This is a genomic window from Micromonospora sp. NPDC049580 (assembly GCF_040675595.1).
GTDB lineage: Bacteria > Actinomycetota > Actinomycetes > Mycobacteriales > Micromonosporaceae > Micromonospora.
In genome coordinates, this window is sequence record NZ_JBFAPG010000174.1 from 1 (window position 1) to 11,045 (window position 11,045).

Annotated in this window: 10 protein-coding genes; 3 read left to right on the forward strand and 7 right to left on the reverse strand. The window is 65.9% G+C overall.

Features of this window, described 5'->3' with window-relative positions:
• Nucleotides 1-48 precede the first annotated feature (48 nt).
• Nucleotides 49-900: an alpha/beta hydrolase gene (locus AB0J68_RS16305; protein WP_355066503.1), complete on the reverse strand. Its 852-nt coding sequence runs from the start codon at nucleotides 898-900 to the stop codon at nucleotides 49-51.
• A gap of 189 nt (nucleotides 901-1,089) precedes the next feature.
• Here AB0J68_RS16305 and AB0J68_RS16310 point away from each other — a divergent pair, with 189 nt between their 5' ends.
• From AB0J68_RS16310 to AB0J68_RS16320, 3 genes are all read left to right on the forward strand, one after another.
• Complete coding sequence (locus AB0J68_RS16310) at nucleotides 1,090-1,401, forward strand: hypothetical protein (protein WP_354860551.1); 312 nt, start codon at nucleotides 1,090-1,092, stop codon at nucleotides 1,399-1,401.
• A gap of 11 nt (nucleotides 1,402-1,412) precedes the next feature.
• Entirely contained in the window at nucleotides 1,413-1,679 is a 267-nt protein-coding gene (locus tag AB0J68_RS16315) for a hypothetical protein (protein WP_363939159.1), read from the forward strand.
• Nucleotides 1,680-1,746: 67 nt separating this feature from the next.
• On the forward strand, nucleotides 1,747-2,613 hold the full coding sequence (locus AB0J68_RS16320; protein WP_363939161.1) for a metallophosphoesterase: 867 nt from the start codon (nucleotides 1,747-1,749) through the stop codon (nucleotides 2,611-2,613).
• On the opposite strand, the gene AB0J68_RS16325 is transcribed toward AB0J68_RS16320, so the two are convergent.
• The 6 genes from AB0J68_RS16325 to AB0J68_RS16350 all read right to left on the reverse strand — a co-directional run bounded on the left by AB0J68_RS16325 (nucleotide 2,603) and on the right by AB0J68_RS16350 (nucleotide 10,884).
• Complete coding sequence (locus AB0J68_RS16325) at nucleotides 2,603-3,757, reverse strand: helix-turn-helix domain-containing protein (RefSeq protein ID WP_363939162.1); 1,155 nt, start codon at nucleotides 3,755-3,757, stop codon at nucleotides 2,603-2,605. The two genes, AB0J68_RS16320 and AB0J68_RS16325, sit on opposite strands and share 11 nt — an antisense overlap.
• Nucleotides 3,744-3,923, reverse strand: coding sequence for a hypothetical protein (locus tag AB0J68_RS16330; RefSeq protein WP_363939164.1), 180 nt, complete (start codon nucleotides 3,921-3,923; stop codon nucleotides 3,744-3,746). The genes AB0J68_RS16325 and AB0J68_RS16330 overlap by 14 nt, the downstream gene beginning before the upstream one ends.
• A 148-nt stretch (nucleotides 3,924-4,071) precedes the next feature.
• On the reverse strand, nucleotides 4,072-5,382 hold the full coding sequence (locus tag AB0J68_RS16335; RefSeq protein ID WP_363939166.1) for a helix-turn-helix transcriptional regulator: 1,311 nt from the start codon (nucleotides 5,380-5,382) through the stop codon (nucleotides 4,072-4,074).
• Nucleotides 5,383-5,747: 365 nt separating this feature from the next.
• Nucleotides 5,748-6,824: a hypothetical protein gene (locus AB0J68_RS16340; protein ID WP_363939168.1), complete on the reverse strand. Its 1,077-nt coding sequence runs from the start codon at nucleotides 6,822-6,824 to the stop codon at nucleotides 5,748-5,750.
• 18 nt (nucleotides 6,825-6,842) lie between these two features.
• Nucleotides 6,843-7,688: a methyltransferase domain-containing protein gene (locus tag AB0J68_RS16345; protein ID WP_363939170.1), complete on the reverse strand. Its 846-nt coding sequence runs from the start codon at nucleotides 7,686-7,688 to the stop codon at nucleotides 6,843-6,845.
• Between the two features lie 808 nt (nucleotides 7,689-8,496).
• A complete protein-coding gene (locus AB0J68_RS16350; RefSeq protein WP_363939171.1) occupies nucleotides 8,497-10,884 on the reverse strand; it encodes a discoidin domain-containing protein in 2,388 nt (795 codons plus the stop codon).
• Between the last annotated feature and the right edge of the window lie 161 nt (nucleotides 10,885-11,045).

An 11,045-nucleotide genomic window follows, 5' to 3' on the forward strand; every position in this document is an offset into this window, starting at 1 on the left:
GCCGCAGCGTCATCGTGACGCTGGTGTCCGATCGGCTACCGGTACGGGTCAGGCGTTAGCCATGGCGGGCTGCTTCATGAAGTCCATGATCGCCTTGTTGACCTCGTCGGCGTGCGTCCACGGGATGCCGTGCGGCGCGCCCTTGAGCGTGACGAGCGTGCCGGTCGGCATCATCGGGCCGAGCCGCTGGCCGGTCACCGGGTAGGGCAGCACCCGGTCCTGGTCACCCTGCACTATCAACACCGGAATATCGATCTTCGGTAGGTCCTGTCGGAAGTCCTCCTGCCAGGCGTTCACACTGTCGTGGGTGGCCTTGCCGGAGGCCATCGCGCCGATCTGCCAGTGCGCCCGGTACGCCTCCTCGCTGACCCGCTTGCCCATGTTCTGGTCCGGGTTGAAGAACGCGTCGCAGAACGACGTCAGGTAGGCGAAGCGGTCCTTCATGATGGCGTCCTGGAAACCCTTGAAGAGGTTCCGGTCGACGCCCTCCGGGTTGTCGTCGGCCTTGGCCAACATCGGCTGCAGCGGGCTCAGCAGCACGGCCTTGCTGACCCGCTGGGAGCCGTAGTTGCCCAGGTAGCGGACGACCTCACCGGTGCCCATCGAGTGACCCACCAGGGTGACGTCGCGCAGGTCCAACTCGGTCATCAGCACGTCGAGGTCCGCGGCGAACGTGTTGTAGTCGTAGCCGAAGGCCGCCTGCGCCGAGTTGCCGTAACCGCGTCGATCGTAAGTGATCGTCCGGTATCCGGCGTTGAGCAGCGCGCTGGTCTCCTTCTCCCACGTTGCCCCGTTGAACGGGAAGCCGTGGATCAGCACCACGGGCTGACCGGATCCGTGGTCCTCGTAGTACAGGTCGATGGGTGCGGAGTTTTCCGTCCCCACGGTAACGAAAGGCATGTTTTTCTCCTGCTCCGGTTTGGGCTGTCGGACGCCCCGCGCTTTCCCGTCGAGTCGCCGGATATGCGGCCGACCGTCGTCGCCCAGGTCAGCCGCCCGCGGCTCCGGGCGACCGAGCCCGGCATCGACATTTATCAACCTCGTCGGTAGGGTCGCCGGTAGGAAAGTTTCGGCGTACGGGAGGTGGGCATGCTTCGAAGAAATCTCGCAGCGCTGGCCGTCGGAGCGGCCGTGGCCGCCCTGGGCGCCACGCCGGCCCAGGCCGACCCGGTGGTGCCACGGCACGCCATCGTGGTCTGTCAGAGCGCCAGCTTCTACGCCAACTACGACTCCGCCGGCGGCCCCACCGGCCTGAAGCGCACGCTCGGCTACGGAAACAAGATCGGCCACACCCCGGGCGCGCATCCGGTCTACAACGGGTGGGCGGCCTCCTTCGACTTCGGCCCGAACGACTGGGGTTACCTGCGCGCCGAGTGCATCGGCGGGTACGACTCATGGTGAGGACCCGGGTGATGGCTGGCGTGCTGGGCGGGATCGTCGCCGCGACCCTCGCCGCGCCGGCGCCGGCGCAGGCCGCCAACGGCACGATCGGCCAGCGGGAGACGGTGTGCGCGAGCGACCTGTTCGTCCGCACGCAGCCCAACGGCGCCTGGATGGGCACCCTCTACCAGGGTCAGACGTTCCTGGTCGAAGGTCCCCGCAGCGGCGGCTACGTCTACGGCTTCGCCTACGGGTACATCAACCGGCGCGGCTGGGTGCAGGACGGCTGGTTCTGCTGAGCGGTCGGCCGGCGACGCGACCGGATCGGAGTGCCCCGATCCGGCCGCGGCGGCCTAGCCTCGAACGGTGAGCCCTTCGCCCCGACTGCGAGCCGTCAGCGACCTGCACATCAGCTATGCGGAGAACCGCGCGTTCGTCCAGGAGCTACGGCCGGACCACCCCGGCGACTGGCTGCTCGTCGCCGGTGACGTGGCCGAGCGGTACGCCGACATCGAGTGGACTCTCGGCCTGCTGAGCAGCCGGTTCGCCACGGTGGTCTGGGCGCCCGGCAACCACGAGCTGTGGACGCCACCGGGCGACCCGGCGCACCTGCGCGGCGAGGTCCGCTACCGCGAGTTGGTCGAGCTGTGCCGACGGCTGGGAGTCCTCACGCCCGAGGACCCGTACCCGGTGTGGGACGGCGAGGGCGGCCCCGCCACCATCGCCCCGCTGTTCGTGCTCTACGACTACACGTTCCGGGTGCCCCAGGCCCGTACCAAACAGGAGTCGCTGGACCTGGCGTACGCGGCGGGGGTGGTCTGCACCGACGAGGCGCTGCTGCACCCCGACCCGTACCCGAGCCGGGAGACGTGGTGCGATGCCCGCATCACCGAGACCGAGCGCCGGCTGGCCGAGCGCGACCCGGCGCTGCCGACCGTGCTGGTCAACCACTACCCGCTGGTGCGCGAACCCACCGACGTGCTGTGGTTCCCGGAGTTCGCCCAGTGGTGCGGCACCGTCCGCACCCGCGACTGGCACCTGCGCTTCGGCGCGTCCACGATGGTCTACGGGCACCTGCACATCCCCCGCACGACGTTCTACGACGGGGTGCGGTTCGAGGAGGTCTCGCTGGGCTACCCGCGCGAGTGGCGGCGACGCGGCCCGGTCCCGAACCCGGTCCGCACCATCAACCCCGCCGACGACCTGCGCCGGCGCGAGTCCGTCAGCGGGTGAGGCCGACCAGCGTCGCCAGTCGCGCCACACCGGCCGGCGCCGGCTGCGCGCGGGCAACATCGGCGATGAGAGTACGCGCCACCGGCCGCCACCGAACCTCAGCCGGCGCGACACTGTCCGCGTCGACCAGGGCGCGCGCCGCCCCGCGCAGGTCACCCGAGTGGAGGTACGCCCGCGCGACGTCGAGCAGATAGGCGCCCCGATACTCCGCCGGCAGCCGCCGCCACGCCTCCCGCCGAACGATCGTCGAGTGCCTGATCAGTGCGGCGTCGGCGTCACCTCGTTGCATTGCCAGCAGCACGCGCGCCATCTCCACGGCAACCGGTCCGAAGCTGGTGCGGTGCTGATCGTCGTACCCCCGCAGGCTGGCGGCGACGCCCGCGGCCCGGTCGGTCAGCTCGTCAGCGTGGCGGTGCTCGCCGCAGCCGGCGGCGGCGAGGGCGGCCTGAAGCAGCAACGTCCCACCCACAGCGCTCCCTCTCTGCTCGCCCTCGCCTCCGCCCTGGCCCCGGTGGGCGGCGGCGAGGGTCGCGGAGAGGGCCAGCCGGTCGCGGCCCGACGCGCGTAGCGCCTGGGCCACCGCGACGGCCGCCGTCGCCGCGAGCAGTGGGTCATCGCCGGCAGCGCCCATGGCCCGGTCGGCGGCCAGCCAGGCGAGGTCGGCCTCACCGAGTTTGACCAGCAGCAACGAGGTGATCCGGTACGCCTGCACCAGCAGGTCCACCGACCGCGCGCCCTGAGCCGCGTCGAGCATCCCCGGCAGCGTGCGCGTCAACTGCGGATAGTGCGCGTGCTGGTATGCCAACCAGGCATGCCCGACCTGACGCCTCAGCTCAGGCGTCTGAGGTGGAGCCGGCGGGGTGTCGTAGCGGGCCAGCGCGGCCCGGATGTTCTCCACTTCGGCCGGTGTGCCCGCCGGGGCGCCGCTGGGCGGCTGGCCGAGCAGGACCTCCGGATCGACCCTCAGAACGCCGGCCACCTCCTGGATCACCGAGTACCGATCCAGAGGGCGGACGCCCCGCTCGACCTTGTCCACCCAGCTCTTCGACCTGCGCAGCCGGTCGGCGAACATCTGCTGCGTCATTGACCGCCGCACCCGCCAGCTCGCCACGCGTCGGCCGATCGGCAGGTCATCGCTGGTCACGCCGCCACCGCCGGTCCGGGAGCGCTCGGGTCGTGTCGTCGAGGGGTACGCGCTCCGCCTCGGCCTGATCCAGGAGGCGCTGCTTGGCAGCCTCCCGCTCGGCCGCCTCAGCCTGTTCACCCTTGCTCGCCATCTCGTCGCCGTGCCCATCGTGCCTGCCGCTCATTCCCCACCTCACGGGTCGAGGTGCGACGTGCGCGTGAAAGCGTTGGTCGCCGCACCCGGCTCGCCCTGACCTTCGAACGGGCCATTCAGCGATGCCTAGGTGACAGCCTGTGACGATCATCGGTTGCGATCCAGTCGGATCGCGTCCGCTACCGTCCTTCTAGGTGTCCGCCTGCGGCAGCGGACAGGTCGACGGACAGCTCCAGGAACTCGTCGGCAACGCGCGTTCTGCCCGCTGCGGCGGCGATCAGGTGACGCAGTTCGGCGATGCGGTCGACAGCACGTTGCGACCGCGCCGAGCGCGCCAGAGCCAGGGAGCGTTCTGCCACGGCGATTGCGTGCTCAACCTCTCCGGCTTGCAGCAGCGCCTCCGTGAGCCAACTGAGATACAAGGAGGTCTCGCGGGGCGAGTCGTCGCCGTAGCGAAGGACCGCGTCTTCCAAGATGGGCACCGCTCTGAGCGGTCGGCGCAATTCGGTCCACACCCGCCCCGCCATGACCTGGACCTCGTCCGGGGTTAACCAGTAAGCCCATGAAGGTGCTTCGCGCAGGTCACAGTGCTGGTGGATCTCACCGACATCCCCGAGCGCACGCTCGGCAAGGTTCGCCTCACCCATACGTGCGTGCGCCCAGGCAACACGCTCCAGCAGCAGAGCTTGGCCGGTCGTCTCGGCCGCCTGCCGGCCACCGACGTTCGCGGAACGAGCCAGCGTGACGGCGACGCGTCGGTCGCCCAGATTCGCCTCGAGGTAGGACAAGCTGCTGAGGCAGTTGGCAGCGCTGGCAGTATCGCCACCGGCGTGCGCAGCCCGCATCCCCGTCAGATAGTGCTGGCGTGCCGCAGCGACCCGGCCGGAGTCTTCGGCGACGAAGCCCGCCAACTGACACAGGTCAGCGATGACGATGAGCAGTCTGCGGAGAGCTGCCTCCCGATAGCTGCCCTCACGAAGCAGATCAGCGGTGGCGGCCAACTCGGCGGAGACCATCTCGTAGGTTTCTGCACCGCCCACGTGGTCGTCCAGCCGTCGGAGCTGACGAACCCGGTCCTCGATCCGAGCCACCGTTTCGTCCCCGACACGCCGGCCCGCGCTCAGCTCGTATCGCTGCGGTGGCTCGGTGATCAGCCACTGATGGGCCAGCGCGGCAGCGTTCTCGGTCGTGGGCGTCTGCGTTACGAGCAGGTTGGCGAGCTGTTCCGCATCGCACCGCATTCCATCGGTGACAGCCCATTTCCTCTCAGCGCCGGGGACCACGGCAAGAGCACCTAGCACGCCGCCCGCCTTCAAAGCAGTGTCCAAACGCTGGGCAGCATTCAAGGTCGGCGCCTTCCGACCCCAAGCGAGGTCGTGGAGGTAGCTCTTGCTGTAGTAGGTTCTTGCCGCCAGCACGCGATAGCTGAGTCCGCGACTCTTGATCAGGCTCCTGAGTCGTTCCGCGAAAGGCGAGACAAATTCGGACATCGCTACCCTCCGACGATGATGGCATGCAACGCGCACTGTCAGCAGATACCACTTTGGACCGTACATTCGCCGCGACCAAGGCGCACGAGCGCCACGAAGTCCGCTGAGAGAACTCCACGTGATCCACCGACCGATCGTCATCCTTGCAGGACTGTGATGGCGCGGCGTGGCATCAGACGATATTGAGACTTTTCCAAGCTCACTGGTTACTCACTGTTCTCGCTGTCGTTGCCCGGGTGGCGCATCAGCGCCGAATCAGGCCGCCGACCGCGCGCTCCCCCGCGCCGGGCCTCGTAGCCCTTGTCGACGAGGGTCACCAAGGCCGCGCCCGTCGGACGTCGTGTGAGGTGAGTCAGATCGACAACCTAGCGGTTACTGTAGATTTGAGCAGCAAGCGCCGCAATCGCAACCGCTTGGGCAAGACTCCACTGGACCAGCTCGTTGGCGCTGTAAACCCAGAAGCGCGGCCTGACAGAGATCTCTGCTAATCCGGTGAGGATCTGCAATCTTTGTTCGTCCGTGATCCGATGGGTCGCCTTCCTGGATCTCGCATAGATCGCAATTGCCATCCTGCAGGATCTCTCATGTGAATTTCTGATAATCCGCGCGAAAAGCAGTTGGGGGTAAACCAGGATGGCCGAGCCTGCCAGAATCAACATAAGGATGACAGCGATTGAGAGATAATCTGGAGTCTTCGAAAACATGATGACGAATAAGATCGCGCCTATGGACCAGTCGACTGCTACCCCCACATGGAAATCTGCAATTGACCGTAAACGAGCCCTCAGAGACTCCGGAACTGGTGGTACAGGAAGCTCCGAAAGAGCACGCAGCAGGCGGAGATCCTGGATAAAGAGCCATAGAGTAACACCCAGGGCGCAACCAATCCATGCGGCGAAGTAGAGGATTACCCCGAATTTGAAGAAAATGTGCTCCCGTGAATACCAATCGACGGTGAAGACCCAAGGCCTAAGGGAGGACTGCAGCTCACCATTTACGTAGAGCGGATGCTTAAAGAAACTGATATATGCAGCAACCAGGAGCTCCAGCCAGATAGCTGCGGCGAACAACACATGGCCACGCCAGTTGAATATCCGATCAAAATTTTCCCTGAGCAGCTTTAGGTACATCGAACGAGGAATGCCGAAGGAGGTGGATAATCCATCGTAGAGCTGGTCAATACTCCTGGCTTGAGTGCGGATCGACCCAGCAACCCAGCCCGTACCCACGGCACCTAATATGAATGCCGGAGATACCAAGTAGGTCCGGCCGAAGCCCAGCGCAAAGCTTGCGACTAAGCCTGGTGTATAGATAACGGCGGCCGCCAGCAGTGTGAACTTTATTTTCCCAAGGGCCGGTGCCAGGTATGGGGAATTCAGCCAAAGCCTATTGTTTACACGGCGCAATTGATCAGGCGTGCTGCGTCCGGGCGCGTTTGCCATGGGCTCCCCATACTGCGACTAAGGAGAAAGGCGCTTTCGTTGCGATCGAGCCGCCTGCAAAACAATCATATCGTACGTATGCAAACCTTCACGAATTGACTGCGCCATTAGATAGCCTGCAATTGCATTCTCAAAGAGCCTGCTACGAAATAGCTTGACGGCCGTGCGTGCAATTATTCGATGTTTCAAGAAGCGTTCTGACATCGCTTCGAATCGCACTAGGTTTGGCATTACTTCCGAACTGAGCGAGATTGTTTCCACGTGGCGCCAGCCTGCGTCTCGTGCAGCCTTTATCCACTCAGTCTGCGTTTTTTCGTGCCCGATCGCCATAGCCTTCTCTGTCAACCGAGCAGCTTCAGCCTTCTCAGCGGCCACGCTTTTCAGCAAATCAGTCCGCCAAGCATCAACAACGATAAGAAACGCTTCTTTTCGGGCCAATCTTCTTGCTTCTTGCAAAACCTTCGACGGATTCTCGGCGTGGCATAGGCTTTCTACGGCGTAAATTAGGTTGAACGAAGAAGCAGGGAGTTGGCTGTCGGAGAAGTCTCCTTGGTCTGCGTAGGTGTTGGTGAGCCCGCGCAATTCGCGACGAGCAGCCAACACGTGCGCCTTGGTTAGGTCAATACCAAGCAGGTCCGCCTCAGGCCATTTGTGAGCCAGCAGCTTCAAGTTGTAGCCTTTACCGCAACCCATCTCAAGAACCTGGTCGGGAATGCTGTCCGCCATCACGTCCGCAATTAGGTCGGATTGCCGCTGGCATCCGGTCGGATCGTAGACACCTTCAGGATTGAGGGCCATATGGATAGCGCCGTCCCGCGAATGCAAAAAGGTGTACCCTATTGCACTTTGCTCGTAGTACTGCACAATGTCGTTGCTATTAACAGAACGTCCTACAACGGCGGAGGTGTCGAATATAGACCTTAGGCGCGTAACGCGATCCTCAATCGGGGCTAGTGAATTCTGAGTCATTGTATGACCTCTTCACGCAGGAGGGAATCCCGGCCAGCATGCTAACACCCATCCTCAACAACGTTCACGGGTTAACCTTCCAACATAGACGCCGGAACTGCTCCAAGCAATGCGGCTAGAGAGATGGGTGCTTAAGGTACGTTTCGGCACCATTGAGTCCCATGACAACGCTGACTGGTGGCCAGCCAGTCAGGATCTGACCATAGGGGCGCCGCGGCAACGGTCCGCCTCCATCCACGTTCGATCACCAAGTTCATCGTCGATACGTAGCTTCGCTGGGCTTACGTTGTTGATCGCCCCACCGAAAGGTGCCCCCTTGCCGACGGTTGGGTCGTGGTCGCTAGGCGCCATCGCCTTTGGGCGGCGGAACGTGCTGCCGATGGTGGGAAAGTTGGGCGCGGCCGGACCTGCATGCTCGTTCGAGCTGCCCCGGCTACCCCGAAAGTGCTGCTCAGTACCGATTTGTGACAATAAATGCCAGGTCGACGCCAAGGCGACAATGGGAGGGCCGTCAACTCGGATCCGGTCGTCTCGACGTAGGCGAGGACGTATTCAGAACTTCCCCGAATAGCGTGACGCCTCGCAACGCGACGTACGCCGAAGGCGAGAGCTCATCGACCGGATGCTCAATTCTGAGCTCACGCGTGAGCTATTTCCGGATGAGCGGCCGCCGGTCGGCGTCCGGCGGCCGCCCCACGTCCGGTCAGCTCGCGTACACCTCCAGTGCCGCCAGTTGCCCGGCCGGCCAGCCGGTGTTACCGGTGACGGTGATCCGTACGTAGCGGGTCTGCGTGGCGGTGAACGAGAGGCTCACCTGGTTACCCGTCGACGGGTCGAAGGTGCGCGCCGCCGAGCCGACGAGCGTGCCGAAGCTGCCCCCGTCGGCGCTCCCCGCGACGGCAAGGGTCTGCGCCCGGGTCGCCCAGGCCGACGAAGGCGGCAGTTTCAGCACCACCCGCCCGACCGTGCGCGTCGCGCCCAGGTCGACCTGCACCCACTGCGGGAAGGCGTTGTTGGCGCTCTCCCAGTAGCTGTTCGCGTCGCCGTCGACCACGTTGCCCGAGCCGTAGCTCTGGACGTGGCTGCTCTCGCTTGTGGACCGGCCGCGGGCGAGGTCGGCGTTGGCCGGGGCGTCGGTGGTGACGGTGACCGCGTTCGACGCGGCGGAGGTGTTGCCGGCGGCGTCGCGCGCGGTGACGGTGAAAGTGTACGAGGTGGACGCGTTGAGCCCGCTCACGGTCGCGGTGGTGTCCGTGACCGTGCTGACCACGGTGCCGCCCTGGCGTACCTGGTAGCCGGTCACGCCGTTGTCGTCGGTCGACGCCGTCCAGGCCAGGGACACGCTGCTCGCCGTCCGGCCGGTCACCGTGAGGCCGCTCGGCGCGGTCGGTGGGTTGTCCGTGGTGCCGCTGGCGGCGTACACCTCGACCTGGGCGAGCTGGCCCGCCGGCCAGCCGGTGTTGCCGGCGATGCTCAGCCGGATGTGGCGGGCCGTGGTGGTCGTCAGCGTGCGGGTCACGGTGTTGCCGGTCGCCGGGTCGAAGGCGAACGCGGAGGCCCCGGCGATCGTCGAGAAGGAGCTGCCGTCGACGCTGCCCTGCACGGTGATGGTCTGGGTGCGCGCCCCCCAGCTTGCGGGCAGCCGCAGCACGAGTTTGTTGACCTGGTGGCTGGCCCCGAGGTCGACCTGCCACCAGTGCGGGAACGAGCCGCCGCCGCTCTCCCAGTAGGTGCCGGCGTCGGAGTCCACCGCGTTCGACGCGACGAAGGGGCCGTTCTGGCTGCTCGCCGAGGTGGACCGGCCCGCGGCCAGGTTTCCGCTGGCCGGCGGCGGGGTGCCGAGCGTCGGCGACGTCGGGCGTACGGCGGTGAGCGCGAGGTGCCCCTTGAGCATCCGGCCGCCGTCGGCGGTGATGCGCAGGTAGTAGTCGGAGGAGCAGGCGACGCCGTCCTCGTCCAGGGCGCGGATGTTCGCGCCGGCCGGGGTGGTGGCCTGGGTCTCGGACGTCTTGGCGATCTGGTTGCCCTCGTTGTACTCGTCGAACATGGACACGTAGAGGCCCTGGGAGCCGAGCCGGACCATGTTGTAGATGTGCCGCCAGTAGAAGTCGCCGTGCTTGCGGTGCCCACCGGCGAGGTCGCCGGGCATCACGCAGGGCAGGTAGTCGATGCCGCGCGCAGCGCAGTCGGCCATGTCGCCGACGTTGACGTTGTTGTAGTACGAGTCGAGCTCCTCCACCGTCCTGGCCCGGTAGACCATCCAGGGCGAGATCGCGTGGAACGCGTGGTAGACGTCGAGGAAGCCGGCGCGGGAGTCCTCGATGCCCTGCCGCCACCAGGTGGGCACGCCACCGATGACGTAGCAGCCCTGCGCCTTGAACCAGTTGACGACCTCCAGGCACGGCCCGGGGGTGAAGGGCCGGCTGGATTCGCTGAAGCCGAAGCCCCAGATGCAGACGACCGGCTTGCCGTTCTGGCGGGCGTACGCGCCCGACGCGGTGTGCGCGGACATCTTCGTCGTCCAGTCGGTCTTGATGTCCGTCTGCATGGTCAGCCAGTCGGTGACGTCGTACATGATGTAGAACTTGCGGCCGTAGCGCTCGGCCGCCGCGCGGACCTTCTGCGTCATCGCGTCGCGGGTCGGCCCCTCGTCGCCCGTCGGGTTGAACCGTTGCAGGGCGGCGGTGTCACAGCCGTACTCCTGCATCCAGCGAAAGTGGGTGTCCACGGTCTGCTGGTCGTAGGAGGAGAAGAGGGTGGCCGGCGAGCCGTTGCCGAGGTTGGGGTACGCGGTGGGATAGCTGCGCGTGTACTCGCGCATGTCCGGCCAGGAAACGATTGTGGTGTTGGACGGCGACGGCGGCTGGAAGCGGTCGCGGCTCCAGTGCCACCAGCCGCCGATGGGCGCGGAGTCGCCGGGAGCGCTGAACCAGCCCTGGTAGCCGACCGTCACCTTGCCGACCACGTCGCCTACCGGGCTGGCGGCGTACGCCGGGTTGGCGAGGGTGGTGAGCAGCTCGGTGGTCGAGGTGGCGGCGAGGGCGGACCCGGCCAGCACTGACGTGACGAACCTGCGGCGGGAGACCGCCATGAGGACCACTCCTTCGGGACGGAAGGCATTGACGGTCATCGTGGCAGCAGTCGATGCGACCCCGCAAGAGTGAGACTGATCGATGAAAATGTTCGTCAAGGCGTCGGAAGGAACCGAGCGCCATCGTGGCCCAGGCGCGCGGAGGGCCGGCGCCGCTCGCC

Bases quoted from the DNA above. Each gene is read 5' to 3' on its own strand.
- AB0J68_RS16340 (WP_363939168.1), bottom strand. From the start codon at position 6,824: ATGGCAAACGCGCCCGGACGCAGCACGCCTGATCAATTGCGCCGTGTA.
- AB0J68_RS16310 (WP_354860551.1), top strand. From the start codon at position 1,090: ATGCTTCGAAGAAATCTCGCAGCGCTGGCCGTCGGAGCGGCCGTGGCC.
- AB0J68_RS16335 (WP_363939166.1), bottom strand. From the start codon at position 5,382: ATGTCCGAATTTGTCTCGCCTTTCGCGGAACGACTCAGGAGCCTGATC.
- AB0J68_RS16350 (WP_363939171.1), bottom strand. From the start codon at position 10,884: ATGGCGGTCTCCCGCCGCAGGTTCGTCACGTCAGTGCTGGCCGGGTCC.
- AB0J68_RS16330 (WP_363939164.1), bottom strand. From the start codon at position 3,923: ATGAGCGGCAGGCACGATGGGCACGGCGACGAGATGGCGAGCAAGGGT.
- AB0J68_RS16305 (WP_355066503.1), bottom strand. From the start codon at position 900: ATGCCTTTCGTTACCGTGGGGACGGAAAACTCCGCACCCATCGACCTG.
- AB0J68_RS16315 (WP_363939159.1), top strand. From the start codon at position 1,413: ATGGCTGGCGTGCTGGGCGGGATCGTCGCCGCGACCCTCGCCGCGCCG.